This is a genomic window from Bradyrhizobium sp. USDA 4503 (assembly GCF_054055815.1).
In genome coordinates this window covers 2,582,180-2,608,751 of sequence record NZ_JBSRXS010000001.1, presented here as the reverse complement: position 1 = coordinate 2,608,751, position 26,572 = coordinate 2,582,180, and the positions used below count along the sequence as shown (strand labels likewise).

Here is a 26,572-nt window from a genome sequence, read left to right as displayed (position 1 = left end):
GTCTTCATGGTTAGTCCCACAGGCACGATTCATGCCCCGGGTAGTCCGCGGTAGGCAGGGAATGTGACTGGACCGCGACGATAGGGCTAACATCGGCTTGATCGCGCGGTTCCAAATGGCGGACACCGCCCACCCGGACTGTGACAAAGCCTTGGACGCCCCCTGGATCCCCTTGGACGAAGGCTTGAATTTGCCGCGTTTTCGTTGAAAAGCATGATGATGACTTCGAGGGGCAACGGCATCGGCGGATGCGGACGGGGCATGCGGCTCCTTCCGCTGTTGACGCTTGCGGCATTTTTGCTCGCCCTGATCCCCGGTTCCGTATCTGCACAGTTCTTCAGCGACCGGCCGCCGCCGATTCCGCCCGCCTCGGTCCCGGAGGTGCCGTCCGGTCCGGCGCTCAACCTGGCGCCGCCATCGGGCGGCGGTTCAGGGCCCGTTCTGCCTGGTCCGCTGAACCAGCCGACCATCGTCCAGCCGTCGATTGCGACCGTGCCGCCGGTGGTAGCAGCGCCGCCGGCCGGGTCGCCGGCCGCGGGGCAGGCGGTGCTGTCGCTGACGGCGCGGTACGGCAAGGACCTGCCGGTCATCAATGCCGGGCTGGTGTGGCGGGTGTTCGCCGACAAGCCTGACGACAACGGTACCTACAAGCTGGTCCGCGAAGAGCGCGGGGCGACGCCCAACGTGGTGCTGCCGCCCGGCAACTATGTCGTCCATGTCGCGCTCGGCCTCGTCAGCGCAGTGCGCGCCGTCAGCCTGAAGTCGGAGACCGACCGCGAGTCCTTCGTGCTGCCGGCCGGGGGCCTGCGGATCGAGGGTCGGGTCGGCAGCAGCAAGATCCCCGCCAACCAGATCTCGTTTGCGATCTACAAGGGCAGCCAGTTCGACGGTTCGGACCGTGGACCGATGGTGCCGAACGTTGCCGCCGGCGACGTCGCGCTGCTGCCCGAGGGCACCTACTACATCGTCTCCAACTATGGCGACGCCAACTCGGTGGTGCGCTCCGACATTCGCGTCGGGGCGGGCAAGCTGACCGACGTCACCGTCACCCATCGCGCCGCCGTCATCACCCTCAAGCTGGTCAGCGAGCGGGGCGGCGAGGCGCTTGCCAACACCGCCTGGTCGGTGATCACGCCGGGCGGCGACGTGATCAAGGAATCGATCGGCGCGTTCCCGCGCGTCGTGCTCTCCGAGGGCGAGTATCGCGCGATCGCCAAGAACGAAGGCAAGGTGTTCGAGCGCCCCTTCAATGTCGTCAACGGTGTCGATGGCGAAGTCGAGGTCGTGGCGCGCTGACGTCCGGCCGGTCCTGCATTTCATGCAGCTGTCATAGTCTCTAATGTGAACTAACCATCGCGCGGATTTGAGCCGTCATAATCGCTCGCGGCGATACCGGGCCTGCCTATTTTTACATGACGTTAAGCCGCGGCATGACTTGGATGCCGTGGGGACTAGTGTTTGCGTGGGGCGCGCCATGGTCATGGCCAACAAGAAATCAGCTAAAGCATCGGCCAAATTCAATTCCGAGATGTTCGCCGACGTACCGGTTCTGCAACGCAAGTGGCAGGCCGCGGTCCGTCCCGGCGAAAAGCTGCCGCACTATGAAGACGTGATGCTCGGCAGTCTCGGCCGGCTCGCGGATCATATCGTGCTGCTGCGGAGCGTCGATGGCATGCTCAGCGTCTCGCATGCCGGCCGCTATGTCCAGACATGGCTGAACGACGAGCGCTGGGACATTCCGCTCAGCGCCCTGCCGCCGGATTGCGCCACCGCGTTGACCGAAGCGGCCGCAAACGCGCGCGAGAACTGCCGGCCCTATCTGGCGTCGGCGCATTGCGTCCGCGACGGGCTGGTGCGGACCTTCGACGTGCTGGCGCTGCCGACGCGGTCGCGCTGGGGCGGTATCCTGGTCGGCGTCTATGTCAACGAGCGCAATGCGCAGTACAATCTGCTCGATATGATTTTCTCGGCCACCGACGAGGGCGTGCTGTCGCTCGCCGCGATCCGCGATGCGCGCGGCGAGCCGGCCGACTTCCAGATCGTGCATCTCAACCAGGGCGCCGCAAGGCTGCTGATGCAGCCTGCGACCGAATTGCTGTGGCGCCGGCTCAGCACCGGCGGCAATCCGCTTGCGGCGTCAGCGGTGATGAGCCGTCTGCGTGGATTTGTCGGCGGCGGCCCGGGCGGGCAGTTCGAGATCGACAGCGGCGATCGCTGCCTGCGGCTCGGCGTCACGGCGTTCGGCGACATGCTGTCGCTGACCGTCTCCGACGTCACCGCGCTGAAGCAGCGCGAGCTGTCGTTCCGCCTGCTGTTCGAGAACAACCCGATGCCGATGTGGGTGTTCGACGCCGGCACGATGGAATTCCTCAGTGTCAACGACGCCGCCGTTCAGCATTATGGATACAGCCGGGAAAAGTTTCTCGGCATGACGCTGCGCCAGATCTGGCCGGTGGATGAGTGGAGCGTGCACAGCGCCGCCTTGCGCGAGATCGGCGACGTCTATCAATCGAGCCGCGACTGGCGGCACATCAGGGCCGATGGCAGCGAGATCCACGTGCTGACCTTCGGGCGCAAGGTGGCGTTCGAGGGCCGCGACGGCTATCTGGTCGCGGTGGTCGACATCACCGAGCGCCGCGCCGCCGAAGCGCGGATCGCGCATATGGCGCACCATGACGGTCTCACCAATTTGCCGAACCGCGATTTCTACCAGGAGCGCCTGCGCGAGGCGCTGGAGCGCGGCCGGAGCGGCAACAAGCGCGTCGCGGTGATGTGCATCGACCTCGACCTGTTCAAGAACGTCAACGACTCCTTCGGGCATCCGATGGGCGACCGGCTGCTCAAGCTGGTGGCGGAGCGGCTGCTCGAGGTGGTCCGCGACGACAATGTGGCGGCCCGCCTCGGCGGCGACGAATTCGCGATCGTGCTTGCGGCCGACGTTTCGCCGAACGAGGCGAGCGCTTTCGCCGAACGGTTGATCGAAGCGCTGAGCGCGCCCTACAACATCGACGGGCTCGAGGTCGTGGTCGGTGCCAGCGTCGGCATCGCGCTGTCACCGGGTGACGGCACGACGTCGGAAGAATTGATGCGCAATGCCGACATGGCGCTGTACCGCGCCAAGTCCGAGGGCGGCGGCGTGCACCACTTCTTCGAACCGGAGATGGATCAGCAGGCGCAGAAGCGCCGCGACATGGAGCGCGATCTGCGCGCGGCCTTCAGCAACGGCGAGTTCGAGCTGCACTACCAGCCGCTGGTCGACATCGCGGCCGACCGCATCTCTGGCTTCGAGTCGCTGCTGCGCTGGCGGCACCCGCACAAGGGCATGGTCTCACCTGCGGAGTTCATCCCGGTTGCCGAAGACATCGGCCTGATCGTCGCGCTCGGCGAATGGGTGCTGCGCGAAGCCTGCTCGGAGGCGATCAAGTGGCCCGCCGACGTCAAGGTCGCCGTCAATCTGTCGCCGGTGCAGTTCCGCAGCCGCAATCTGGTCCAGGCCGTGATCTCGGCGCTGGCGCATTCCGGCCTGTCGGCGCGGCGGCTCGAGCTCGAGATCACCGAGTCGGTGTTCCTGGCGGAAACCGAGGCCAACCTCGCGATCCTGCATCAGCTGCGCGAGCTGGGCGTCAGCATCTCGATGGACGATTTCGGCACCGGCTATTCCTCGCTGAGCTATCTGCGCAGCTTCCCGTTCGACAAGATCAAGATCGACCGCTCCTTTGTGAAGGATCTGGCGCGGCGCTCCGATTGCCTCGCGATCGTGCGCGCGATCTCGGGCCTTGGCCGCAGCCTCAGGATCACCACGACCGCGGAAGGGGTCGAGACGACAGACCAGCTCGACTGGTTGCGCGCCGAAGGTTGCAACGAGGTGCAGGGATTTCTGTTCAGCGCGGCGCGGCCGGCCGGCGAGATCGCGGCCTTGCTGAGCGGCTTTGCGGAGCGTGCGTCGAAGGCGGCGTAGTCGTCATGCCCGACAATGGCGAGGGCTTTTGTAGCCCGGGTGAGCGAAGCGACACCCGGGACGAGTGTCCCGCATATCGCTCCGCTCATGCGGGCTACAAGGCTGTACCCTAGAACCGCGTCACGATATCCGACAGGGCCGGGCGCGGGCGGTCCTCGCTCGGCCTAGTCGGGGTGCCGATGTGAATGAGCCCGGCGAGCTTCTCGTCCGGCTTCAGGCCGAGGCCGTCGAGCACGTCGCGGTCGAAGGCAAACCAGCCGGTCAGCCAGCAGGCGCCGTAGCCGAGCGCGGTCGCCGCGGTAACGATGTTCATCGCGCTGGCGCCCGCCGACAATTCCTGCTCCCACGGCGGCACCTTCGGGTGCGGCTTGGTGAAGGAGACCACGCCGATCACCAGCGGCGCGTCGGTCAGGCGCTTCTTCTCGACCTCGATGTCGGAGGCCGGCGCCCCGGGATTCTTCCGGGCGAAGACCTTTGCGATCACGTCGCCGGCCCGCGCGCGGGCATCGCCCTCGAACACGATGAAGCGCCAGGGCGCGAGTTTGCCGTGGTCAGGCACGCGTGCGCCGATCGTCAAAATGGTCTCGAGCTCGGCCGCGGACGGGCCCGGGCCGGTCATCTCGCGCGGTTTCATCGAGCGGCGCGTCTTCAGGAGTTCAATGGCATCGGGCACGGAAATGTCCTTCAAGGGGAGTCGTGCCCCCAAGATGGGGACACGACCAAGCCAATGAAAGCCAGTTTAGACCGATTGTGAAGATCAGGCGACGGATCGCGCCCGCTTCACGTCGGGCGGCGTCGCCTCATCCACCAGCGCGGCGATCGCCTCATCGGTCGGCATCACGGTCTGCCGCTCGCTGCCGAGGCGGCGGACCGAGACCGAGTGGGTCTCGGCTTCCTTCTTGCCGACGACGAGCAGGGCCGGGATCTTGGCCAGCGAGTGCTCGCGGACCTTGTAGTTGATCTTCTCGTTGCGCAGGTCGATCTCGACCCGGAGCCCGGCGCGGCGCGCGGCGGCCGCCACCACCTTGGCGTACTCGTCGCCTTCGGAGGTGATGGTCGTGACGACGAGCTGGGTCGGCGCCAGCCAGAGCGGGAAGTTGCCGGCATAGTGCTCGATCAGGATGCCGATGAAGCGCTCCATCGAACCGCAGATCGCGCGGTGCACCATGACGGGTGCCTTCTTCGAGCCATCATGATCGATGTAGAACGCGCCGAACCGTTCCGGCAGGTTGAAGTCGACCTGGGTCGTGCCGCACTGCCAGTCGCGGCCGATGGCGTCGCGCAGCACATACTCGAACTTCGGTCCGTAGAACGCGCCTTCGCCCGGATTGATCTCGGTCCGGATGCGGTTGCTGCCCTTGGCCTTGATCTCCGACAGCACCGTCGCCATCACGCGCTCGGCGTGATCCCACATCTCGTCGGTGCCGACCCGCTTCTCCGGCCGCGTCGAGAGCTTGACGGTGAGCTCGCCGTCGAAACCGAAATCGGCGTAGGTCGACAGGATCAGGTCGTTGATCTTGAGGCACTCGTCGGCGAGCTGCTGCTCGGTGCAGAACACATGGGCGTCGTCCTGGGTGAAGCCGCGCACCCGCATCAGGCCGTGCATCGCGCCCGACGGCTCGTAGCGATGCACGACGCCGAACTCGGCGAGCCGCAACGGCAGGTCGCGGTAGCTCTTCAGCCCGTGCTTGAAGATCTGCACATGGCCCGGGCAGTTCATCGGCTTCAGCGCGAACCAGCGCTTGTCCTCGGCCTCGTCGCCGGCGGACTGCGCCGCGAACATGTTCTCGCGGTACCAGTCCCAATGGCCCGAGGTCTCCCACAGCGCCTTGTCGAGGATCTGCGGAGCGTTGACCTCGTTGTAGTCGCCGAGCAGCCGGCGCCGCATATAGGCGATCAGCTGCTGGAAGATGGTCCAGCCCTTGGGGTGCCAGAACACCACGCCCGGGCCTTCCTCCTGGAAGTGGAACAGGTCGAGCTCGCGGCCGAGCTTGCGGTGGTCGCGCTTCTCGGCTTCCTCGATCTGCTTGAGATAGGCGTCGAGGTCTTCCTGCCTGGCGAATGCCGTGCCGTAGATGCGGGTCAGCATCGGATTGTTGGAATCGCCGCGCCAATACGCGCCCGCCACCTTCATCAGCTTGAAGGCGTTGCCGATCTTGCCGGTCGAGGTCATGTGCGGGCCGCGGCAGAGGTCGAACCAGTCGCCCTGGAAGTAGATCTTGATCGGCTCGTTGCCGGGAATGGCGTCGACCAGCTCGACCTTGAAGGCCTCGCCCTTGTCGCGGAACACCTGCTTGGTCTTCTCGCGATCCCAGACTTCCTTGGTGAACGGCTTGTCGCGCGCGACGATCTCGCGCATCCGCTTCTCGATCGCGGCAAAATCTTCCGGGGTGAACGGCTCGTTGCGGAAGAAGTCGTAGTAGAAGCCGTTCTCGATCACCGGGCCGATCGTGACCTGGGTGCCCGGCCACAGCGACTGCACGGCCTCCGCCAGCACATGCGCGGCATCGTGCCGGACCAGTTCCAGCGCGCGCGGGTCTTCGCGGCCGATCAGCTCGATCTTGGCATCGGCCTCGATCGGATCATTGAGGTCGGCAAGCGTGCCGTCGAGCGCCATCGCGACGGTGCGCTTGGCGAGCGAGGGCGAAATGCCTTTGGCGATGTCGAGACCGGTGGTCCCTCTCGGGAAATCGCGCCTCGCTCCATCAGGGAAGGTGAGGGCGATCTTGTTCACGGGTTCTGCGGGTTTGAGGTTAGAGAGGCTGTACTGGAATCCGGATTCGGATTTGGGTGGCGTTTCTGCCATGGTGACTCCTGTAGCTCACTCCTGCGAACGAGCGCAGGTAAGCGGAAAGCAGCGGTATAGCAGGGGATTTGACGCCTGCAATCCGGCAATATCAAGAAAATGGGCCACCGGCCGCACGGATTTGAACAAGGCTCGGCTGCAGGCGACGCCACGGATCGTTGCGACGCTGCCGATCATCGTCTAACGTCCGGCGTCCGTTTTCCGCCATCGCGCGATCCGCAAGGTTCATGTTTTCCCGTCTCCTGTTTTTCGTGGCGTTGCTTCTGATCCCGGGCGTGTTGCGGGCGGAAGAAACACCGGTCCAGAAGGCCGGATTTGCGAAGAAGCTGACCATCTATCTCGCCCATGGGCCAGCGAACGCCTGCGGCGCCGGCTGCGATCGCTGGATCGCGATCGAAGGCGAGATCGATCGGGAAGCCGCGCAGCGGATTCGCACCTTCCTGTTTGCCGTCAAGGACAGGCAGCTTCCGATCTACCTTCATTCGCCGGGCGGAAACGTCGAGCAGTCCTATGGGATCGCGCGGTTCCTGCGCGCGCACAAGGCAATCGCCCGGGTCGGCCGTACCGTCGTGCCGGCCTGTTCCACAGGCGCGCAGATCGACGCCGCCTGCCTGAAGATCAAGGCTGCCAAGGGCGAGGTCGAGGCCGAGCTCGCCACGCGCAACGCGATGTGCGTCTCGGCCTGCGCCTATCTGTTCCTGGGCGCGACCAGCCGCGAAGTGGCGCCCGATTCGGTGCTCGCGGTGCATAACTCCAAGCTGATGTTCGTCGTCCACGGGCATCCGCCTGCGCAGGTCGTCGCGGACTTCAGGCGGCGCGAGATGGTAAGCGCCGATCGCGACCGCAATGTATTCCTCGCGGCGATGGGCATCAGCCATGAGCTCAGCGACCTCATCAAGTCCGTGAAGTTCGAGGACCTGCACGTGCTGACGCGGCCGGAGCTCTATCGATTCGGCATCGATACGCGGCCGCTGCCGGAAACCCTGTGGGCGGTGGAGAAGGAGACACGGCCCTACGTTCGCAAGATCGTGCAGCAGAAAAGGGCCGACGGCAGCGCGTTCCGCATGATGGAGTGGCGGCTGTTCTGCGAGAGCAAGGATCGCGGGCGGCTGATGTTCGTGCGCGAGTTCGAGGAGGGGGCAGCCGGCAAGAGCACGGTGCTGATGATGGCCGGCGCGACCAAGACCGTTGCATTCGGCCGGTCGGCGCGGTTCGGCAAATACGAGGTCTGGAGCGAGGCGGTGACCTCGGACACCGTCAAGGCGATGCTCGCGGCCCCGCATCTGCAGATCGGCGAAAGCCCGCCGGCAGCCGACGCCAAGCTTGACGCCAAGTCTGACGTCAAGTCAGACACCAAGTCCGGCCTTGCGACATTCGATATCGGCACCATCGGGCTGGAGCAGGGGTGGACGCAGCTTCTGGCATCGTGCCCGGCAGCGACCGCCGGTCCGAAGCCTGCGAGCCCGTTGCCGGCCGCCGCGTCGCCGAGCGTCAGCGCCGTGCCGGCGGCGTCACCGTCGCCATGAGCGCAAGAGGCGCCGTTCGATCAGGTGCCATGCATTTAGATGCAGTTGCATCGATCTCGGAGTCTGCTAACACCGCGGCGTGAAACGCTTCGCCCCCACTGCATTGATGCTCGGCAACATCGTCACCGGCTGCTCGGTGCTGGCGCCGGCCGGCATGCTGGCGGAGTTGTCCGACGGACTCGGCGTCACGATCCACACCGCGGGTCTCCTGATCACCTTCGGCGCGATCGTGCTGTGCGTGGGCTCGCCGGTGACGGCGTGGCTGACCAGCCGGATCGAGCGGCGGGCGCTGCTGATGGCGACGCTGCTGGTGCTGACGCTGACCAATGCGGCATCCGCCTTCGTGCCGAACTACGACAGCCTCCTGATCATTCGGCTGGTGATGCTCGCGGTCGGCGTGCTCTACACGCCGCAGGCGGCGGGCACCGCGGCACTGATCGTGCCGGTGGAGAAGCGCGGCAGCACGATTGCCTACATCTTTCTCGGCTGGTCGCTCGCCGCCGCGATCGGGCTGCCGCTGATCACCTTCATCGCAAGCCGCTACGGCTTTCGCGCGACCTATGGCGCGATCGCGCTGACCGGGCTCGTCAGTTCCCTGCTGCTGTGGTGGCGGCTGCCAGGCGGATTGCACGGCGCGCCGGTTGATCTCCGAACCTGGGTCGATCTCGGCCGCAATCCGATGGTCATTCTGCTGCTGTCGATCACGACGCTGCAGATGTCCGGCCAGTTCGTGGTGTTCACCTTCATGGGGCCGCTGCTCGCCAAACTGACTGGCGCCAATGCGGACGCCGTCGGGATCGTGTTCGCGCTCTACGGCATCTTCGGGTTCGTCGGCATCGTGATCGCAACGCGCGTGGTGGATTCCTGGGGCGCCTGGAGGACCTCGGTCCTGTTCACCGTGCTACTGCTCGCAGGCGTCGCCGGCTGGGCGCTGAGCGCCGGCGCCTACGCCCTGATGGCCGCCTCCGTCGCGGTGTGGGGCCTCGGCTTTGCATCGACCAATTCGATGCAGCAGGTACGCCTGGTCGGTGCGGCGCCGGCGCTCGCTTCGGCGTCGGTCTCGCTCAATACCTCGGTGCTGTATATCGGCCAGGCCATCGGCTCCGCGATCGGCGGCTTGCTGTTCGCCCGCGAATGGCTGCACAGCGCAGGCTACGTGGCTACGGCCTTCGTCGCGGCGGCGCTCGCGGTCGTGGTCGTCACGCGGCCGCGACGGACGGCCGCCACCGCCGCAGCCGAGTGAACGGTTGGCTTTCACGTTTGTGTTCGCGAGAGCATCCCAACAACGATCCGCGTGCGGAACATCAGGGAGCTCGACTGCGCGTCACCACCTCACGCTTTGGCTGGGCACGATGAACGCCGTCGTGCTCGGCTTGTTCGGATTGTGGGTGAAGTAGCCGTAGGCGGCGACGATCACGACGAGCAAGGCAAGCACGGCCAGCAAGTCGATCTGCCGGGGATCATGACCGTTGTGGCTGATTTTCCAGCGCATTGTTGTTTCCTCCCCAAAGGGGGCAATGAAACAATGCGCCAACTATCGCCACAGTTCCGCCGGGCAGCAATGCGCGCTGCGCTTGGACGTGCCGCAGCAACCGATCAATTGTCGTTGACGCCGCCGCGTCAACCGTTGTTGGCGCCGCGTCAGCCTTCGTTGACGCCGCGCCAGCGGCCATAGCGCCAGGGCAGGTACCAGCGTGCCCCGCGCGGCTTCGTGAGCGGGACATTATCGATCCCGGATGTTCCCCAGGGCTGGCAGCGCAGCAGCCGCGCCAGCGTCATCCAGCCGCCGCCCCACAGGCCGAAGCGTTCGATCGCCTCGTCGCCATAGACCGAGCAGGTCGGCAGATGCCGGCAGTTGTAGCCGACCAGCGGCGACAGCGTGTGCCGGTAGATCCAGATCAAAGCGCGGCCGAGGTTGCGCGGCAAGCGGCGCATGGTGCTGGCACAGTCCATGCATCGTGGATGGTGTGTCGTTGAATGGTCTGTCGGCGGCATACGCAAGTATGTACGTAGTCTTGCGGGGGTTCCAAGCCAAGGAACTGTTTTCTTGCAGATATTTACGCCACAGTTCGTTATTATTGCACAGCACCGATGGCGCTGCAGCAAGGGCTCTATGGACGGTCCGGGTCAGCAACGCTACCGTTCCCATAACGCGCCGCTGACAGAATCGTGGCGCATTGCCATGGGGCCATTGCCACCGCTCGCATCACCAAGGGCTTGGGGGAAGGAACCAAATTGAGGCTCGTCAAGTCGCTCTCGTTGCGCAGTTGGGCGCTTACCGGCGCCGTTGCTCTTTGCTTCGCGGTTTCCGGCACCGCCGCCATGGCGGGCGGTTCCGCGCAGGCCAATTCGACCCTCGAAGAGCGCAAGCTGCCGATGAAGTTCAGCTGGATCGCCTGCCAGCCGAATTGCCGCGGCTGGGTGTCCGCGGTCGGCATCATCACGGCCGATAGTCCCAGGGAATTCGACGAGTTCGCGCGCGGCCGCCAGCTCAACGGCGCCACCATCGTGCTCGATTCCAGCGGCGGCTCGGTCAACGACGCGATCGCGCTCGGCCGCCGCTTCCGCGGTCTCGGCGTGCTGACCACGGTCGGCACCAGCGTCGTCAATCAGGCCGCGCAGGGCGGCCGCGCGAGCGTTCTGCCCGATGCTTATTGCGAGTCGATGTGCGTGTTCCTGCTGTTGTCGGGCAAGACGCGCTACGTTCCGCCGGCCGCCCATGTTCGCGTACATCAGATCTGGATGGGCGATCGCGCCGACGACGCCAAGGCGGCGAGCTACACCGCGCAGGACCTGATGATCGTCGAGCGCGATATCGGCCGTCTTGCCAAATACACCTTCGATATGGGCGGCGCGGGTGATCTGCTGGCGCTCTCGCTCAGCGTGCCGCCGTGGGAGGACCTGCACGAATTGTCGGCGGCCGAATTGCGGCTGACCAATCTCATCACCACCGATGCGGTTGCCGACGTGCTGCCGCGGCAGGACAACAGCAAGGACAACGCTATTCCCGTCGCCGAGGCGAAGCCGAAGAACAACGATCGCTTCTTGAGCAGCGCGATGGAGGGCGAGGCGTCGCAGGCGAGAGCGACCAAGACCGCCGAGGTCGTGGTGCCGACCGGCGGCAGCGCAGCGCCGGCGCCGGTCCAGCCCGCGCAGTAAGAACGCACATTGTCGCGTCGTTCCGGGACGCGTAAGCGGACCACAGATGCGCAATTGCGCATCGGGGAACCTCGAGATTCCGGGTTCGATGCTGCGCATCGCCCCGGAATGACCTGACATGCAATTTTACGCCGGCTGCTTCGCCTTGGCCTCGATCTGGCCGATCGCATCGACCACGGCATCGAAGGTCAGCAGGGTCGAGGCATGGCGGGCCTTGTAGTCGCGCACCGGCTCGAGCAGCGCGATATCGGCCCATTTGCCGCCCTGCGGGGGCTGGCCGTTTTCCTTCAGCATCTTGCGGACCGTCTCGCGCAATTCGCGCAGCTCGTCCGCGGTCGAGCCCACCACCCGGCTCGCCATGATCGAGGAGGAGGCCTGGCCGAGCGCACAGGCCTTCACGTCATGGGCGAAATCCGTCACCACGGGACCGTCCATCTTGAGGTCGACCTTGACGGTCGAACCGCACAATTTGGAGTGGGCGGTGGCGCTGGCGTCCGGGTCGGCCAGCCGTCCGAGGCGCGGAATATTGCCGGCCAACTCGATGATCCGCTTGTTGTAAATGTCGTTCAGCATGGGGACAGATGCCTGGTTCCGGCGGTGCCGGGCGCTCTTGGCGGCTGGGTTGCACCGTCCTATATATGAACGGCAACGCCGGAAACATAGCCCGGCCATGCAGCCACCGCGGCCCACCTGCGCCGCGGCGGTGCTACAATTGTGGGACTCAGGCGCCCGGCGGTCGAACCATCCGCCCCGTCTGCCCGGTGACACATCCGGACCAAGGTCAAATCCGAGGGCCGGTCGAACGGAGAAGACATGGACGCCTTGATCAAATCGATTCGCCCCAACAAGCCGGCCGACGCGAAGCCCGGCGAGCTCGACCCCTCAGAATTCATGACGGCGGCCGTCCGCGCCGACCAGCCGCGCCCGTCGCGGGCGGAGGCGGAGGACGCCGTGAAGACGCTGCTCGCCTATATCGGCGAGAACACCGGCCGCGAGGGCCTGCTCGACACGCCGCGCCGCGTTGTCGAGGCCTATGACGAGCTCTATCAGGGCTACCACCAGTGCCCGGCCGAGGTGCTGAACCGCACCTTCGGCGAGACCGCCGGCTACGACGATTTCGTCCTCGTCCGCGACATCGAGTTCACCTCGCAGTGCGAGCATCACATGATGCCGTTCTACGGCAAGGCGCATATTGCCTATACGCCGGTGGAGCGCGTCGTCGGCCTCTCCAAGCTGGCGCGGCTGACCGATATCTTCGCCCGCCGTCTGCAGACCCAGGAGCATCTCACCGCGCAGGTCGCGGCTGCGATCGACGAGGTGCTGAAGCCCCGCGGCGTTGCCGTGCTGATCGAGGCGGAGCATACCTGCATGTCGGTGCGCGGCGTTGCCAAGCATGGTGCATCGACCTTCACCAGCCGCTTCACCGGCATGTTCCGCGACAATCCGGCGGAGCAGCAGCGTTTCCTGTCCCTGGTGCGAGGACCGAACCGGTAACCTCGCATTTTCCTGAGCGAGGTTTTCCGTGTCCGCAGCGACCCACGATCACGACCGCGAGGAGGGGCTGGCCTTCCAGCCCAAATTCGACGCGGCAGGCCTTGTGACCTGCGTCGCGACCGATGCCGCGACCGGCGATGTGCTGATGGTCGCGCACATGAATGACGAGGCCCTGCGCAAGACGATCGCGACCGGCGAAGGCTGGTACTTCAGCCGCTCGCGCAATGCGTTGTGGCGCAAGGGCGAGAGCTCGGGCCAGACCCAGCGCGTGGTCGAGATCCGGATGGATTGCGATCAGGACGCGGTGTGGATCAAGGTCGAGCAGATCGGCGCCGCCTGCCACACCGGACGGCGCTCCTGCTTCTATCGCGCGGTGAAGGACGAGGGCGGGCATGTCAGCCTGTCCTTTGTCGACGCCGAGAAGCTGTTCGATCCGGCGCAGGTCTATCGCAAATAGATCATTGATCTGAATCAAGTACAGCGCGGCGAAGTCGTGTACTTCGTGGCCCCTGTTACGCCATGCGCAAGCCGTTGCGCATAGTCGTCTCTGGGGGTGAACTGTGGCGCATCGCCTGATACCGCTTCTTGGGTTTCTTGCCTGGGCTGTGTGGCCGATCGGCGCGGCGCAATCGCAAACCACCGAGCGTGCGCCCGATACAATGGCCGCGCGCGTCCTTGCCTGTGCGCCGTGTCACGGCGCCGAAGGCGAGGGCACCAGCGACGCCTATTTCCCGCGGCTGGCCGGCAAGCCGGCGGGCTATCTCTACAACCAGCTCATCGCATTCCGGGATGGACGGCGGAAATATCCGCCGATGAACTACCTGCTCGAGTTTCAGACCGACGATTACCTGAAGAAGATCGCCGAATATTTCGCCTCGCTCAGGCCGGCATTTCCGCCGCCGGTCCCGCCGGTCGACAGCAAGGAGATTCTGGCGCGCGGCGAGACGATCGTGAAGAACGGCGATCCGCAGCACGGCATTCCGCCCTGTTCGGCCTGTCATGGTCCTACATTGGGGGGCATGGAGCCCGGCATTCCCGGCCTGCTTGGCCTGCGCGCCGCCTATATCAGCGGCCAGCTCGGCGGCTGGCGCTACGGCACGCGGACCGCGTTCGCTCCCGATTGCATGCAGATCGTCGCGAGCCTGCTGACGGAGGACGACGTGAAGGCGGTGGCAGCCTACCTGTCGTCGCGTCCGGCGCCGGCGGATCCATCCTTCGCGCCGCGAGGCAGCCTTCCGATGCCGCTCGAATGCGGCAGCGAACCGCATTGAAGGGATCGTGCCGATGTCGCGAACCTTAACAGGACTGCTTGTCGGACTGATGCTGGCACTGTCGCCGATTGGGGCATCGGCGCAGCAGAAGGCGGCCGATCCGGCCGTGCTCGCCAAGGGCGAGTATCTCGCACGCGCCGGCGATTGCATCGCCTGCCACACCGCGCGCGAAGGCAAGACCTTCGCCGGCGGGCTGCCGATGAAGACGCCATTCGGCACGCTCTACACGTCGAACATCACGCCCGACCCGCAGACCGGGATCGGCACATGGACGTCGGATCAGTTCTACCAGATGATGCACAATGGCCGCTTCCCCGATGGCGGCCTGGTCTATCCGGCGATGCCGTTCGCCTCCTATACCAAGGTGACGCGCGAGGACAGCGACGCGATCTACGCCTATTTGCGCACGGTGCCGCCGGTCAGGCAGCTCAACAAGCCGCATGACCTGACATTCCCGTTCAACAACCGCTCGCTGATCATTGGCTGGCGCACGCTGTTCTTCAGGGAAGGCGAGTTCAAGCCTGATCCGACGAAGTCGGCGGAGTGGAACAGAGGTAACTATCTGGTCGAGGGGCTAGGGCATTGCGGGATGTGTCATACCCCGATCAATGCGCTCGGCGGCAGCAAGCAGTCGCAGGCCTTCGAGGGCGGCCTGATCCCGATGCAGAACTGGTACGCGCCGTCGCTGACCTCCAACAAGGAGACGGGGCTCGGCGACTGGACGATCGAGGAGATCGTCGACTATCTGCGCAAGGGCGTGTCCGCCAAGGGCGCCGTGTACGGACCGATGGCCGAGGTCGTCTACAACAGCCTGCAATATCTCAATGATGATGATGCGCGCGCGATGGCGGTCTACCTGAAGGGCCTTGCGCAGGGCGGTCCTCCGGAGAAGGCGTCGACTTCGCTACCGTCGGCCGAGAGCAGTCTGCTGCTGTCCTTTGGCAAGTCGATCTATGACCGCGACTGCGCAAGCTGTCATGGCGCGACCGGGCAGGGCATGCCGCCGGATTATCCGCCGCTTGCCGGCAATCAGTCGATCCAGATGGTCTCCGCGGTGAACCCGATCCGGATGGTGCTCAATGGCGGGTATCCGCCGGGCACGTCGGGCAATCCGATGCCCCACGGCATGCCGCCGTTCGCGCAGAAGCTGTCGGATGACGAGGTCGCGGCTGTCGTGACCTACATTCGAACGGCTTGGGGCAATCGCGGCGAGCCGGTGTCGGCGCGGCAGGCCAACGAACTGCGGGCAGCAACGCTGAACTAAAGCATGATCCGGAAAAGTGCGAAGCGGTTTTCCGAAACGATCATGCTCAAACAAAGGAGCTAAAGCGCGATGACTAGTCAACCTCGTCTCGTCGCGCGTTAAGGGGAGCGCGATCATGATCAACTCGTCTTCGCCGCAACCGCCGGCATCGGGCTCGGAAGACGATGATGTCGAGACCATCGTACGCGCCGGTCCGGGCGGCGCGGTCGCGGTCGCGGGCATTGCGACGGCCGTCGTGGTCGGGTTGTGGTTTGCATTCTATCTACTGGTCTTCCTGCCGCGGAGCGTTCCCTGATGGCGAGCGAGACTGACCACAGCCTCGGCGAGGCCGTTGCCGCACGGATCGAGCGGCGCTGGGCGACGCTGTCGATCGTCATTGTCGGCGTCCTGGTCGGCATGGCGACCTATATCGGCATCCATCAGGCGACGATGCCGCAGGGCCGGGTCGAAACCGCCGATCCCAAGACGCTGCATCTGTCGGGCGAATTCGTCGAGAGCAATCTCGGCAGCGAAATGCTGGCCGACGGATCGGTCACCGTGCGTGCGATTGGCCAGCAATATTCCTTCACACCGCAATGCATCGTGGTGCCCGCGGAGACGCCGATCACCTTCCGCGCCACCAGCGCCGATGTCGTCCACGGTTTCCTGATCGAGGGCACCAACATCAACACGATGCTGGTGCCGGGCTACGTCACCGACCTGCCGGTGCGCTTCAAGGCGCCGGGCGATCACGTGATGCCGTGCCAGGAATTCTGTGGCATCGGCCACCAGGGCATGTGGGGCAAGGTCAAGGTGGTCGACAAGGCTGCGTTCCGTGACATGGCGGCAGCGAAGCGGAGGCTGACCTGTGTTGATTAACAAGCGGCTGATCGCGGTGCATTTCTGGCTTGCCTTCATCGTGTTCGGCGTCGCGCTGGTGCTCGGCGCCTGGCAGATGTTCGTGCGCAGCCCGTTGAACGCCTGGCATTTCAATCCGGAATTCTATTATCGCTCGGTCACCGCCCATGGCTCGGCGATGGGATACGTATTCCCGACACTGATCGCGATGGGATTCGGTTACGCGATCACCGAAGCCTCGCTCGAGAAAGAGCTGGTTGGACGGCGCTGGGCCTGGGTGGGCTTCTTCCTGGTTGCCGTCGGCGCCGTTGTCGCGATGATCCCGGTGTCGCTCGGGCTCGCCTCGGTGCTCTACACCTTCTATCCGCCGATGGTCGGCAATCCCTTCTATTACATCGGCGTCGTCATGGTCGTGGTCGGCTCATGGATCTGGGTCGCGCTGATGGTGACCAATTTCGTGATCTGGAAGCGCGAGAACCCGGGCAAGCCGGTGCCGCTTGCGATGTATGCCAATGTTACGGGCTCACTGCTCTGGGGCTGGACCGCGGTCGGCGCGGCGCTTGAGATCCTGTTCCAGATCCTGCCCGTGGCGCTTGGGCTGAAGTCGACGATCGATGCGGGGCTGGCCCGTGTCTTCTTCTCCTGGACGCTGCACGCCATCGTCTATTTCTGGCTGATCCCGACCTACATCGCCTATTACACGATCTTCCCGCGGGCGATCGGCGGCCGGCTCTTTAGCGACCCGATGGCGCGGATTTCGTTCATCCTGTTCGTCGTGGTGGCGATGCCGATCGGCGTGCATCACCTGTTTGCCGATCCGCAGGTCGGCGCCGGATTCAAGTTCATGCACTCCGTGTTCACCGGCCTCGTCGCGCTGCCGACGCTGCTCACGGTGTTCACGATCTGCGCCTCGGCGGAGATTGCCAGCCGCCTGCGCGGTGGCCGCGGCGCATTCGGCTGGATCGGCGCGCTGCCATGGTCCAATCCGATCATGCTGGCGACGGCGCTGTCGCTGGTCATGCTCGGCTTCGGCGGCGCCGGCGGTCTGATCAACATGAGCTATCAGCTCGACGCCACCGTGCACAACACGCAGTGGATCACCGGCCATTTCCACCTGATCTTCGGTGGCGCCATCGTGATCATGTATTTTGCCATCGCCTATGATCTGTGGCCGCATCTGACCGACCGTGCGCTGGACAGTTTTGGCCTGATGCGCACGCAGCTCTGGCTGTGGTTCATCGGTATGATCGTGACCACCTTCCCGTGGCACTATGTCGGTATTCTCGGCATGCCGCGCCGCATGGCGTATTACGACTATGCCAACCCGGCGATCTCGCCACAGGCCTTGTCGGTCACGATGTCGGCGATCGGCGGGCTCATTCTTCTGATATCGGGCCTGCTGTTCCTGCTGGTGCTGATCCGCGGGCAGTTCGGTGCGCGAGGCGAGGCGGGTGCGTACCGCTTCGCGGTGCCGTTGCACATGCCCGCGCGGATTCCGGTCGCGCTCAACTCATTCGGCCTGTGGCTCGCGTTGATGGTCGGTCTCACCGTGGTGAACTATGGTTTCCCGATTGCGCAGTTGATGGCGCTGAACGAGACCAGCGTGCCTGCGGTCTATGTCGGAGCAGGCCGATGAGCGACCAGCCGCTGTTCTCGCTTCGCAATCCGTGGTTCGGCGCCAGCGTCGGCATCACGGCCGCCATCGCCGTGCTGTCGGCCGTCGCCGGCCTGATCTGGTTGCCGCTGGCGCAGCCCAACCTGAAGCTTGCGGGGGTCTGGGATGCGATCTGCAGCGCGGCCGGCGTTCCGCGTGCCGCCGTGCAGGAGCCCGGCATCAAGCCGGATTTCAAGACGTCCAATGTCATCATGACGTCGGAGATGCTGACTAAGGCAGATCAGGTCTCGATCGGGCGGGGCGCAACGCTGGCGCAGCGCTGCGCGATCTGCCACGGACCGCAGGGCGTCAGCGACGCTCATTCACCGAACCTCGCCGGGCAATTTGCCGCGGTGACGTACAAGGAGCTGAATGACTTCAAGACCGGCGCGCGGGTCAGCGTGGTGATGAGCCCGTTCGCAGCGGCGATGAGCGATCAGGACATGAAGGATGTCGCGGCCTATTACGCCTATCTGCCGCGGGTGCCTTCGAACAATCTGGATACCGGGCGTCCCGCGCCGGCGATCGTGGTGACGGGCGCCCCGATGCGCAACATCGCGCCTTGCGGCTCCTGCCACGGCGATGTCGACAACAAGGCGGGAAGCCCCTGGCTCGGCGGCCAGTCGGCGGTCTACATCAAGGCGCAGCTCGAGGCCTTTGCATCCGGCGCCCGCCGCAACGACATCAGCCAGCAGATGCGCAACATCGCGCGCCAGATGACGGCCGAGGAGATCGACCAGGTCGCGCACTACTACGAGGCCCAGCCCTGAACCGGCGCTATTAACGCGCCATTAACCATAATTACGGCACCTTGATGGAACATGGGTGCCGATTGCCGGCGCCCGGCAAGGCACCCGGACAGATGGCGGTCGACCTCTTCAATGCGACGGCTTCGGCAGGTGTCGATTCCTCGCGCCTGAAGGTGGCGAGCTCGATCAAGCAGGCGGCCGCGACCACCGGCACGAGCTTCGAATATCTGCTCACCACCGCGAAGATGGAATCCAATTTCAATCCGCGGGCCGGCGCCACGACGTCGTCGGCGCATGGACTTTATCAATTCATCGACCAGACCTGGCTCGGCACCGTCAAGGAGGCCGGAAGCCAGCTCGGCTATGGCCAGTACGCCGACGCCATCACCAGGAATTCCGACGGCAGCTATTCGGTCAGCGATCCCTCGGCGCGCGCCGCGGTCATGAAGCTGCGCGACGATCCGGACGCGGCGTCCTCGATGGCGGCGGTGCTGACGCAGTCCAACAGCTTCAAGCTTACCGGCAAGCTCGGCCGCCGTCCGACCGATGCCGAACTCTACATGGCCCATTTCATGGGCGTCGGCGGCGCCGGCAAGCTGATCTCGAGCGCCGAGGACAGCCCGAGCGCCAATGCGGCCACGATGTTCCCGAAGGCGGCGGCCGCCAACCAGTCGATCTTCTACGACAAGTCGGGCAGCGCACGCAGCGTCAGCCAGGTCTATTCGGTGCTGACCACGCGCTACGCCGCGGCCGCGAACTCCCAGGATACGCGCACCGCCTTCGCGGCGGCGGGTGGCGACACCATGTCGCCTTACGCGATCGCAGGCGCCGCGCCGACGACAGCGCTGACCATGGATACCGCGTCCTATCTCTCGACCTTCCCCGACTCCCGGTCGGCGACGCCCGTCGCTGCGACCTCGGCCATCGCATCGGCACAGTCGGCGCCGACCTTCCGCTCGCTCTACCAGGCCGGCGATCGCTCGGAGCCGATCTCGCCGGCGGTGCAGGAGCTGTGGGGCAATTCCGCCTCGCTGACGTCATCGGCGACGCCGAAGGTCCGCGCGCCCGGACGGCTCGACCTGTTCAGCGATCCGAGCGGCACCTACAGCAACGGCTAGCGCTGTCTTGCTGCGCGCGCGAAGCCGCGCGCCGTTGCGGCTTTAACGAAACGTCAATAATCCCAAACGTTTATGGTGAACCCTTTGTTAAGCGTCATGGTTTATTTTTCCTTGCGTGGCGTCGTATGTCGATGCCGTTTCGTTGCGTAAGCCGGAAGGACCATGATCGTTCGGCAGTTTATTAGTTGGATTAGGACCGCTCCAGCAGGTGAGCGAGCAGAGGCGACACGGGCGTTGGCCCGGGCCTGGCTCATCTCGGATCTCACCGAGGACGACCGCATCGCAGCTGAAGGCGCGCTGCTGATGCTGCTCGACGACCCGTCGCCGCTGGTGCGGCAGGCGATGGCCGAGGTGTTCGCGCGCAGCGCGGACGCGCCCGCCGCGATCGTGCAGGCGCTGTCGGCCGACCAGCCGGCGATCGCGCTGCTGGTGCTGGAACATTCACCGCTTCTGATCGATGCCGACCTCGTCGACATCGTCGCCACCGGTTCCGACGAGATGCAGTGCGCGATCGCGCGCCGCATCAATCTGCCGGCCTCCGTCGCCGCCGCGATTGCCGAGGTCGGCTCGGCCGCGGCCGCGCTCGAGCTGATCGAAAATCCTTACGCCGGCCTCGCGCCGTTCTCCTGGGATCGCATCGTCGAACGCCACGGCCATCTCGCCGCCATCAGGGAATCGATGCTGCAGCTGGAAGACCTGCCGTCGGCGACGCGGCTGGCGCTGGTCGCAAAGCTCTCCGACACGCTGGCGCAGTTCGTCGTCACGCGAAACTGGCTCGGTGCCGATCGCGCCGACCGGATTGCCGGCGAGGCCAGGGAACGCTCTACGGTGAACATCGCCGCGCGCGCCTTCGGCGACGACATGCAGAACCTGATCACGCATCTGCGCGCCACCGGGCAATTGACCGCCGGGTTGATCCTGCGCGCGCTGCTGTCGGGCAATCTCGATCTGTTCGGGGCGGCGCTCGCTGAACTCTCCGGACTGCCCTATGGCCGCGTCTCCGCGTTGTTGAACGACCGCGGCGGCAACGGCCTGCAGGCGCTGCTGCGCCGCGCCGGCTTGCCGGAATCCACCTACGCCGCGTTCCGCGTCGCGCTCGAGGCCAGCCACGAGGTCGGCTATGTCGACAGCGGTGACGGCGCGGCGCGGCTGCATCGCCGCATGGTGGAGCGGGTGCTGACGCATTGCGAGACCGATCATTCGGCGGCCGAGCCGCTCCTGATCCTGCTGCGCCGCTTTGCGACCGAATCGGCCCGCGAGGACGCACGGATGTTCTGCGAGGAGCTCGCCGCGGAAGACGCCATCGCGGTGCTGCCCTACGACGACGATCTCATCGCGGCCTGAGGGCCGCGCTTCCTTCCCATCGATGGATGCTTGAGTGGGCTGCGCAACGCGAGCAGCCGGCCGCGCGGCTATTCGCCGGGCACGATGCTCGGCGCGAGGATCGCCTCGAGGTGTTCGGGACGGTCGCGGTTGGCGTGGGTCAGGAATTCATCGGCGATGCCGCGGAGCTGCTTGCTCAGCACGCCGGCGACGACCGCGGTGTCGAGCTTGGTGCGGTTGCGCACGATCGCCTGCACGGCGTTGATGTGGTGGGCGATCAGCTGCGGCGGCACGGCGCCGAGATCCGGCGCGTGCTCGATGATGCGGCACAGGCTCTCCGCGGCTGCGGCGGCCGACGGATAGCCGAATGTCGCGGCATCGCCCTTGATGTCATGCGCGGCGCGGAACAGCTCCTCGCGCGTCTTGTCGCTGAAGCCCTCGCGCAGCACGGTGGCGTGCGCGGCGGAGAGGCGGTCGGCCTCGATCGTCATCCACTCCTTGAACTCGCCCGACAGCCCGGCGAGCGCCTTTTCGGCGCGGCCGACCGGATCGTCGAGATCGCTCTCGGGGACGCGCAGCAGCATCTTGCGCAGCGGATTGGGCTGCGTGATCACGTGGTGCGTGCCGAAACTCTTGACTTCGATCGTCCCGGGTTTGTCTTTCGCCATGGCGGTATCCTAGATGGCCGAGCGCGCCTTTTCGAGCAGCGATGGCTGTTGCAGCACCTCGACCTCGCCGCTGCCGCGGCGTTCGGGGCCGATATAGGTGTTGGTGGTGTTGCGGCGGCGGTCGGGGCCGAAATAGGTCTTGGTCTTGATGAACGGGCGCGGGTTGGCGACCACGTTCATGATGCGCTGGTAGAGGCCCTTGGCCGAGATCGGCTTGGCCAAGAATTCGGTGACGCCGGCATCGCGCGCCACCGTGACGCGACGCTTCTCGGAATGCCCGGTCAGCATGATGATCGGCGCGTAGGGATTACCCTTGGATTCCGGCTGCCGGATCATCTGCGCAAGTTCGAGCCCGTCGAAGATCGGCATCGACCAGTCGGTGATGACGATGTCGGGCACGTAGTGCGTGTACATCTCGAGCGCGGTGGCGCCGTCCTCGGCCTCATACACCTCGCGCGCGCCGAACGAATGCAAAAGCGTCCGCAGGATGCGGCGCATGTGCGGATTGTCGTCGCAAATCAAAAATCGCAGCTTGTTGAAATCGATGCGATACATGGTCCGGCCCTGATAGGGCATACCGGGCCAATGCGGTATTACCCGACGTTAACCATATCCCGCCCGGGGTTAATGATTGGTTGCCGGGCAAGGAGGCAGACGCCGTCAGTAGCCGAACTGCTCGCGCAGGATGCGTTCTTCCAGCGAGTGGCCGGGGTCGAACAGCATCCGCATCGCGATCGTCTTGTCGGACAGCACCTCGACCCGGCGGACGTCGCGGACCTCGTCATGGTCGGCGACCGCGGCGACCGGGCGCTTCTCGCCCTCGATCACCTCGATCACCACGAAGGCGGAATTCGGCAGCAGCGCGCCGCGCCAGCGCCGCGGCCGGAACGCGCTGATCGGGGTCAGCGCCAACAGCGCCGCGTTGATCGGCAGGATCGGCCCCTGGGCGGAGAGGTTGTAGGCGGTCGATCCGGCCGGCGTCGCCACCAGGATGCCGTCGGCCATCAGCTCGGGCATCCGCTCGTGCTCGTCGATCAGGATGCGCAGCTTGGCGACCTGGTAGGTCTGCCGGAACAGCGCGACCTCGTTGATGGCGTGATGCAGATGCACGGCGCCGTGGATGTCGGTCGCGCGCATCAGCAGCGGATTGATCAGCGACTCCCGCGCGGCGGCAAGCCGGGTGCGCAGATCATGCGTCGAATATTCGTTCATCAGGAACCCGACGGTGCCGCGGTGCATGCCGTAGATCGGCTTGCCGCTGCGCATGTTGGCGTGCAGCGTCTGCAGCATCAAACCGTCGCCGCCGAGCGCGACCACGACGTCGGCATCCGCGGGTAGATGGTTGCCGTACATTGCCGTCAGCTGCTCGAGCGCCGACTGCGCTTCCACGCTCGCGCTGGCGACGAAGGCGATCTTGTCATACCGCTTGGAGCTGGCCATTCGCTCACGAACTCGTTTGGCACGGAACACGCCGCGCTCGTCTATACATCCCGGGCGGCCTTGTCGAGATGGTCCGGGAACGGACCGCATGCCACGCCGGCGCCGCCAAACTAGCGCAGTTTGTTGCTGGATTGCGTAAATCGGGGCGCAGGGAGTGAACGATATGGCTAACAGTCTTGCGACACGGCTCGCCGCGGCGTTGCTGGTGGCCTGTCTTGCGACCGTGGCGCGAGCCGACGATGACGTCCCGCAGCCATCGCCGTCGCCGAGCGCGCAGGCCCCAAGCGGCCAGAACCCAAGCGGCCAGAGCCCAGGTGGCCAGAACCCGAGCGGCCAGAAGGGGCGGGCAGGACGCGGCGGCGAGGCCGGCTCCGGCGCCAGCGCTGCGGCCAGCGGCTCGACCGCCGAGCAGCACCGCCTGCCGCCGGACTCCACGACCAAGCAATCGGTCGCGCTGCCTTCCCGCACGCTGAACTTCAGCGCGACCGCGGGCTCGATCCGCGTGTTCGACGACAAGGGCGAGCCGCTCGCCGACATCGCCTATACATCCTACCAACTCGACGGTGCCGAGAAGGCGAATCGGCCGGTAACCTTCCTGTTCAACGGCGGTCCGGGCTCCGCGTCGGCCTGGCTGCAATTCGGCAATGTCGGGCCGTGGCGGCTGCCGTTCGACGGCGCGGTGTCCTCGGCCGCGCCCGAGCTGCAGGCCAATGCCGATACCTGGCTCGATTTCACCGATCTCGTCTTCATCGACCCTGTCGGCACCGGCTACAGCCGCTTTGTCACCACCTCGGAGGAGGCGCGCAAGCGCTTCTTCACCGTCGACGGCGACGCCAATTCGGTCGCGCTGGTGATCCGCCGCTGGCTGGAGAAATACGACCGGCTGACCTCGCCGAAATATCTCGTCGGCGAAAGCTATGGCGGCATTCGCGGGCCCAAGGTGGTGCGCAATCTGCAAATGCAGCAGGGCGTCGGCGTCCGCGGCCTGGTGCTGATCTCGCCGGTGCTCGATTTCCGCGAATATACCGGCTCCAGCCTCCTGCAATATGTCGCAAGCCTGCCGACCATGGCGGCGGTCGCGCGACAGGCAAAGGGCCCGGTGACGCGTGAGGATCTCGCCGACGTCGAGAGCTACGCGCGCGGCGATTTCCTGCTCGACCTCGTCAAGGGGCAGGCCGACACCGAGGCCACCACGCGGCTCGCCGACAAGGTCGCTAGCCTGACCGGCATCGATCAGGTGGTGAGCCGCAGGCTCGCCGGCCGTTTCGACATCGGCGAATTCCGCCGCGAGTTCGATCGCAAGAACGGCAAGGTGACCGGCCGCTACGACGCCTCCATCGAGGGCTTCGATCCTTATCCGGATTCCAGCTATTTCCGTTTCAACGATCCGTCCGGCGATCCGCTGATGGCGCCCTTGACCAGCGCCGCCGTCGACCTCACCACGCGCAAGCTGAACTGGCGGCCGGACGGCTCCTATCATCTGCTCAGCGAAAGCGTGAACAAGGCCTGGGAGTTCGGTCACGGCATCAGTCCGGCGGAGTCGGTGACGCAGCTTCGCCAGGCGCTGGCGCTCGACCCCAACCTGAAACTCCTGGTCGGCCACGGCCTGTTCGATCTCGCCACGCCGTACTTCGCCTCGAAGATCATCCTCGATCAGTTGCCGGCCTTCGCGGGCCCGGGCCGCACCAGGCTCGCGGTCTATCCCGGCGGCCACATGTTCTACTCCCGCGACGGCTCGCGCCAGGCGTTCCGCAAGGAGGTCGAGGCGCTGATGAGGTAAGGGGATGTGGTGGTGTGGATTGCGCCGTCGCTGCAAATACGGTCGTCGTCCTGGCGAAAGCCAGGACCTATAACCACCAAATTCGATTGTGAACGGGATCGCGGCCCCGGCGTCGCGCAACAAATTCCGTTTGGGGTAATGGGTCCTGGCTTTCGCCAGGACGACATCGATAGTGTGACACGGCCGACATCCACCTTCGTCGTCCCGGCCCCCGTGCGCAATTGCGCACTAGGCCGGGACGACACTGAATTGCGCGACATGCTTCGCGCGAAAACGCTTAGCGCTCACGGCTCCACGGGAAGAGGGAGGCCGGGAAATCGGCCGCGTAGCGGTGACCGATCGGCGGGCGGGGCTCTTCTTGCGGAGGATTCCGGTCAGGCTCGACCACCTTCCTGTAAAGATGCCAGGTCGCATGACCAAGCACCGGCAGAACGACGCAGAGACCGACGAAGAATGGCAGTGAGCCCACCGCCAGCAATACCGCAACGATCAATCCCCACGCGGCCATCTCAATTGGATTCATCATCACGGCCCGTATCGAGGTGCGGATCGCATCGATCGCGGTCGCATGACGGTCGAGCATCAGTGGAAAGGAGACGACGCTGACGCATAGGGCAATCAAGGCGAAAAGGAAGCCGACGCCGCATCCGACGATGATGAGCGACCAGCCTTCGGGCGTCGTCAACACGCGCTTTGCGAAATCAGGGATGCTCGCAGCCGGCGCATAACCGAACGTCATGATGTAGATCGCGTCCGCGGTGGCGATCCAGACCCCGAACAGAACGAACAGAAGAACGCCAAGTTCGAACATGGCGCCGAACGACGGTGCGCGCAGCACCTGCATCGCATCCCAGGCTCCTGGCTCCTCTCCGCGTTCGCGCCGTCGGCTCAGTTCGTAGAGGCCGAGGCCGGCGAAAGGACCGATCAGGGCGAAGCCGGCGGCGAGCGGAAACAGCAGCGGCAGCACCGAATAGCCAAGCACAAGTCTGAACAGGACAAGTCCGAGCACGGGATACATCACGCACAGGACGATTGCGTGGGTCGGGATGGCCTTGAAGTCTTCCCAGCCGAGGCGCAACGCGTCGCCCAGGTCGGAAAGGCTGATCTTGCGAACGACGAAGGCGGTAGAGACGCCAAACAATTGCAGCTTGGGTCGTGCGAACACCGTGGTCATGGTTCCGGTCTCCTTGCTTGTGGCCGCAGGGGAACGGAGCGCCATCAACACACGCACATCCGCCTCATGCGCGAAAATCGCGACTGAGTCCGGCAAATCAGATTCAACCAGAAGGAGCTTGCCGGACGACGTCTGTCGCAACCGGTCAAGTAAAACTAGTCCGATGCGCGGCAGAAGCAAGGTGGCGAATGCGGTCGGGAGAATTGTGCAGATGCACAAACGAGGTCTTGCGATGCACCATGCGATTGGGGAGGGCCGATCAGTGTTCGCGGCATCCAATGCATTCCCGCCAACACGCGCCGGACAGCGGCGGGCATTACTCCTCTATTGACGTCTGGCTCGATGGGTACC

The 26,572-nt window shown here is 65.2% G+C and carries 25 protein-coding genes; 16 read left to right on the top strand and 9 right to left on the bottom strand.

What is annotated here, in order from left to right; all coding sequences use genetic code 11:
* Nucleotides 1–219 precede the first annotated feature (219 nt).
* Together ACVMIH_RS12760 and ACVMIH_RS12755 are read left to right on the top strand one after the other, a co-directional pair.
* A complete protein-coding gene (locus ACVMIH_RS12760) occupies nt 220–1,296 on the top strand; it encodes a hypothetical protein (RefSeq protein WP_028342693.1) in 1,077 nt (358 codons plus the stop codon).
* Nucleotides 1,297–1,474: 178 nt separating this feature from the next.
* Nucleotides 1,475–3,958 carry a putative bifunctional diguanylate cyclase/phosphodiesterase gene (locus tag ACVMIH_RS12755; protein WP_456862062.1) on the top strand — a complete coding sequence of 828 codons (2,484 nt, stop codon included), beginning with the start codon at nt 1,475–1,477 and terminating at the stop codon, nt 3,956–3,958.
* Nucleotides 3,959–4,067: 109 nt separating this feature from the next.
* Here the strand turns inward: ACVMIH_RS12755 and ACVMIH_RS12750 are convergent, their stop codons facing one another.
* Complete coding sequence (locus ACVMIH_RS12750) at nt 4,068–4,631, bottom strand: nitroreductase family protein (RefSeq protein ID WP_057019692.1); 564 nt, start codon at nt 4,629–4,631, stop codon at nt 4,068–4,070.
* Nucleotides 4,632–4,715: 84 nt separating this feature from the next.
* Entirely contained in the window at nt 4,716–6,764 is a 2,049-nt protein-coding gene (gene thrS, locus ACVMIH_RS12745) for a threonine--tRNA ligase (protein ID WP_456862060.1), read from the bottom strand.
* Nucleotides 6,765–6,991: 227 nt separating this feature from the next.
* On the opposite strand from thrS, the gene ACVMIH_RS12740 reads away from it, so the two are divergent.
* Together ACVMIH_RS12740 and ACVMIH_RS12735 are read left to right on the top strand one after the other, a co-directional pair.
* Nucleotides 6,992–8,290: an ATP-dependent Clp protease proteolytic subunit gene (locus tag ACVMIH_RS12740; protein WP_456862058.1), complete on the top strand. Its 1,299-nt coding sequence runs from the start codon at nt 6,992–6,994 to the stop codon at nt 8,288–8,290.
* 106 nt (nt 8,291–8,396) lie between these two features.
* Nucleotides 8,397–9,533 carry an MFS transporter gene (locus ACVMIH_RS12735; RefSeq protein WP_456866466.1) on the top strand — a complete coding sequence of 379 codons (1,137 nt, stop codon included), beginning with the start codon at nt 8,397–8,399 and terminating at the stop codon, nt 9,531–9,533.
* An 81-nt stretch (nt 9,534–9,614) separates the two neighbouring features.
* On the opposite strand, the gene ACVMIH_RS12730 is transcribed toward ACVMIH_RS12735, so the two are convergent.
* Nucleotides 9,615–9,782 (bottom strand): hypothetical protein, encoded by a 168-nt coding sequence (locus ACVMIH_RS12730; RefSeq protein WP_016843922.1) that lies wholly within the window; start codon nt 9,780–9,782, stop codon nt 9,615–9,617.
* 149 nt (nt 9,783–9,931) lie between these two features.
* Nucleotides 9,932–10,243 (bottom strand): membrane protein insertion efficiency factor YidD, encoded by a 312-nt coding sequence (gene yidD / locus ACVMIH_RS12725; RefSeq protein ID WP_057019665.1) that lies wholly within the window; start codon nt 10,241–10,243, stop codon nt 9,932–9,934.
* 282 nt (nt 10,244–10,525) lie between these two features.
* Here yidD and ACVMIH_RS12720 point away from each other — a divergent pair, with 282 nt between their 5' ends.
* Nucleotides 10,526–11,449, top strand: a complete 924-nt coding sequence (locus ACVMIH_RS12720) for a COG3904 family protein (RefSeq protein WP_057019664.1) — start codon at nt 10,526–10,528, stop codon at nt 11,447–11,449.
* A gap of 126 nt (nt 11,450–11,575) precedes the next feature.
* On the opposite strand, the gene ACVMIH_RS12715 is transcribed toward ACVMIH_RS12720, so the two are convergent.
* Entirely contained in the window at nt 11,576–12,022 is a 447-nt protein-coding gene (locus ACVMIH_RS12715; protein WP_057019663.1) for an iron-sulfur cluster assembly scaffold protein, read from the bottom strand.
* Between the two features lie 240 nt (nt 12,023–12,262).
* Here ACVMIH_RS12715 and folE point away from each other — a divergent pair, with 240 nt between their 5' ends.
* The 10 genes from folE (at nt 12,263) to ACVMIH_RS12665 (ending at nt 21,180) form a co-directional block, all read left to right on the top strand.
* Nucleotides 12,263–12,943 (top strand): GTP cyclohydrolase I FolE, encoded by a 681-nt coding sequence (gene folE, locus ACVMIH_RS12710; protein ID WP_016843918.1) that lies wholly within the window; start codon nt 12,263–12,265, stop codon nt 12,941–12,943.
* Nucleotides 12,944–12,971: 28 nt separating this feature from the next.
* Nucleotides 12,972–13,400, top strand: a complete 429-nt coding sequence (hisI, locus tag ACVMIH_RS12705; protein WP_057019662.1) for a phosphoribosyl-AMP cyclohydrolase — start codon at nt 12,972–12,974, stop codon at nt 13,398–13,400.
* A 202-nt stretch (nt 13,401–13,602) separates the two neighbouring features.
* Complete coding sequence (locus tag ACVMIH_RS12700) at nt 13,603–14,214, top strand: c-type cytochrome (protein WP_082190604.1); 612 nt, start codon at nt 13,603–13,605, stop codon at nt 14,212–14,214.
* Between the two features lie 13 nt (nt 14,215–14,227).
* Nucleotides 14,228–15,478: a c-type cytochrome gene (locus tag ACVMIH_RS12695; protein WP_057019661.1), complete on the top strand. Its 1,251-nt coding sequence runs from the start codon at nt 14,228–14,230 to the stop codon at nt 15,476–15,478.
* A 115-nt stretch (nt 15,479–15,593) separates the two neighbouring features.
* Nucleotides 15,594–15,773 (top strand): hypothetical protein, encoded by a 180-nt coding sequence (locus ACVMIH_RS12690; RefSeq protein ID WP_016843914.1) that lies wholly within the window; start codon nt 15,594–15,596, stop codon nt 15,771–15,773.
* Nucleotides 15,773–16,336: a cupredoxin domain-containing protein gene (locus tag ACVMIH_RS12685; RefSeq protein ID WP_057019660.1), complete on the top strand. Its 564-nt coding sequence runs from the start codon at nt 15,773–15,775 to the stop codon at nt 16,334–16,336. The genes ACVMIH_RS12690 and ACVMIH_RS12685 overlap by 1 nt, the downstream gene beginning before the upstream one ends.
* Entirely contained in the window at nt 16,326–17,951 is a 1,626-nt protein-coding gene (locus ACVMIH_RS12680; protein WP_456862057.1) for a cbb3-type cytochrome c oxidase subunit I, read from the top strand. The genes ACVMIH_RS12685 and ACVMIH_RS12680 overlap by 11 nt, the downstream gene beginning before the upstream one ends.
* Nucleotides 17,948–18,739 (top strand): c-type cytochrome, encoded by a 792-nt coding sequence (locus tag ACVMIH_RS12675; protein WP_316398052.1) that lies wholly within the window; start codon nt 17,948–17,950, stop codon nt 18,737–18,739. Before ACVMIH_RS12680 ends, ACVMIH_RS12675 begins: the two co-directional genes overlap by 4 nt.
* Nucleotides 18,740–18,831: 92 nt before the next feature.
* Entirely contained in the window at nt 18,832–19,836 is a 1,005-nt protein-coding gene (locus tag ACVMIH_RS12670; RefSeq protein WP_456862054.1) for a transglycosylase SLT domain-containing protein, read from the top strand.
* A gap of 162 nt (nt 19,837–19,998) precedes the next feature.
* Nucleotides 19,999–21,180, top strand: coding sequence for a DUF2336 domain-containing protein (locus tag ACVMIH_RS12665; protein WP_141341505.1), 1,182 nt, complete (start codon nt 19,999–20,001; stop codon nt 21,178–21,180).
* Between the two features lie 68 nt (nt 21,181–21,248).
* Here ACVMIH_RS12665 and ACVMIH_RS12660 read toward each other — a convergent pair whose 3' ends face one another.
* From ACVMIH_RS12660 to ACVMIH_RS12650, 3 genes are all read right to left on the bottom strand, one after another.
* Nucleotides 21,249–21,827: an Hpt domain-containing protein gene (locus ACVMIH_RS12660; RefSeq protein WP_016843908.1), complete on the bottom strand. Its 579-nt coding sequence runs from the start codon at nt 21,825–21,827 to the stop codon at nt 21,249–21,251.
* A gap of 9 nt (nt 21,828–21,836) precedes the next feature.
* Entirely contained in the window at nt 21,837–22,382 is a 546-nt protein-coding gene (locus ACVMIH_RS12655) for a response regulator (RefSeq protein ID WP_028336173.1), read from the bottom strand.
* Between the two features lie 105 nt (nt 22,383–22,487).
* On the bottom strand, nt 22,488–23,267 hold the full coding sequence (locus ACVMIH_RS12650; protein ID WP_253639530.1) for an NAD kinase: 780 nt from the start codon (nt 23,265–23,267) through the stop codon (nt 22,488–22,490).
* A 163-nt stretch (nt 23,268–23,430) separates the two neighbouring features.
* Between ACVMIH_RS12650 and ACVMIH_RS12645 the strand changes: the two genes are divergently transcribed.
* Nucleotides 23,431–25,047, top strand: a complete 1,617-nt coding sequence (locus ACVMIH_RS12645; protein ID WP_456862053.1) for a S10 family peptidase — start codon at nt 23,431–23,433, stop codon at nt 25,045–25,047.
* Nucleotides 25,048–25,324: 277 nt separating this feature from the next.
* Here the strand turns inward: ACVMIH_RS12645 and ACVMIH_RS12640 are convergent, their stop codons facing one another.
* Complete coding sequence (locus ACVMIH_RS12640) at nt 25,325–26,221, bottom strand: DUF2189 domain-containing protein (protein ID WP_456814525.1); 897 nt, start codon at nt 26,219–26,221, stop codon at nt 25,325–25,327.
* Nucleotides 26,222–26,572 lie beyond the last annotated feature (351 nt).

Bases quoted from the DNA above. Each gene is read 5' to 3' on its own strand.
- ACVMIH_RS12760 (WP_028342693.1), top strand. From the start codon at position 220: ATGACTTCGAGGGGCAACGGCATCGGCGGATGCGGACGGGGCATGCGG.
- ACVMIH_RS12755 (WP_456862062.1), top strand. From the start codon at position 1,475: ATGGTCATGGCCAACAAGAAATCAGCTAAAGCATCGGCCAAATTCAAT.
- thrS (WP_456862060.1), bottom strand. From the start codon at position 6,764: ATGGCAGAAACGCCACCCAAATCCGAATCCGGATTCCAGTACAGCCTC.
- ACVMIH_RS12740 (WP_456862058.1), top strand. From the start codon at position 6,992: ATGTTTTCCCGTCTCCTGTTTTTCGTGGCGTTGCTTCTGATCCCGGGC.
- ACVMIH_RS12735 (WP_456866466.1), top strand. From the start codon at position 8,397: ATGCTCGGCAACATCGTCACCGGCTGCTCGGTGCTGGCGCCGGCCGGC.
- ACVMIH_RS12730 (WP_016843922.1), bottom strand. From the start codon at position 9,782: ATGCGCTGGAAAATCAGCCACAACGGTCATGATCCCCGGCAGATCGAC.
- yidD (WP_057019665.1), bottom strand. From the start codon at position 10,243: ATGGACTGTGCCAGCACCATGCGCCGCTTGCCGCGCAACCTCGGCCGC.
- ACVMIH_RS12715 (WP_057019663.1), bottom strand. From the start codon at position 12,022: ATGCTGAACGACATTTACAACAAGCGGATCATCGAGTTGGCCGGCAAT.
- folE (WP_016843918.1), top strand. From the start codon at position 12,263: ATGGACGCCTTGATCAAATCGATTCGCCCCAACAAGCCGGCCGACGCG.
- ACVMIH_RS12700 (WP_082190604.1), top strand. From the start codon at position 13,603: ATGGCCGCGCGCGTCCTTGCCTGTGCGCCGTGTCACGGCGCCGAAGGC.
- ACVMIH_RS12695 (WP_057019661.1), top strand. From the start codon at position 14,228: ATGTCGCGAACCTTAACAGGACTGCTTGTCGGACTGATGCTGGCACTG.
- ACVMIH_RS12690 (WP_016843914.1), top strand. From the start codon at position 15,594: ATGATCAACTCGTCTTCGCCGCAACCGCCGGCATCGGGCTCGGAAGAC.
- ACVMIH_RS12685 (WP_057019660.1), top strand. From the start codon at position 15,773: ATGGCGAGCGAGACTGACCACAGCCTCGGCGAGGCCGTTGCCGCACGG.
- ACVMIH_RS12675 (WP_316398052.1), top strand. From the start codon at position 17,948: ATGAGCGACCAGCCGCTGTTCTCGCTTCGCAATCCGTGGTTCGGCGCC.
- ACVMIH_RS12670 (WP_456862054.1), top strand. From the start codon at position 18,832: ATGGCGGTCGACCTCTTCAATGCGACGGCTTCGGCAGGTGTCGATTCC.
- ACVMIH_RS12665 (WP_141341505.1), top strand. From the start codon at position 19,999: ATGATCGTTCGGCAGTTTATTAGTTGGATTAGGACCGCTCCAGCAGGT.
- ACVMIH_RS12660 (WP_016843908.1), bottom strand. From the start codon at position 21,827: ATGGCGAAAGACAAACCCGGGACGATCGAAGTCAAGAGTTTCGGCACG.
- ACVMIH_RS12655 (WP_028336173.1), bottom strand. From the start codon at position 22,382: ATGTATCGCATCGATTTCAACAAGCTGCGATTTTTGATTTGCGACGAC.
- ACVMIH_RS12650 (WP_253639530.1), bottom strand. From the start codon at position 23,267: ATGGCCAGCTCCAAGCGGTATGACAAGATCGCCTTCGTCGCCAGCGCG.
- ACVMIH_RS12645 (WP_456862053.1), top strand. From the start codon at position 23,431: ATGGCTAACAGTCTTGCGACACGGCTCGCCGCGGCGTTGCTGGTGGCC.
- ACVMIH_RS12640 (WP_456814525.1), bottom strand. From the start codon at position 26,221: ATGACCACGGTGTTCGCACGACCCAAGCTGCAATTGTTTGGCGTCTCT.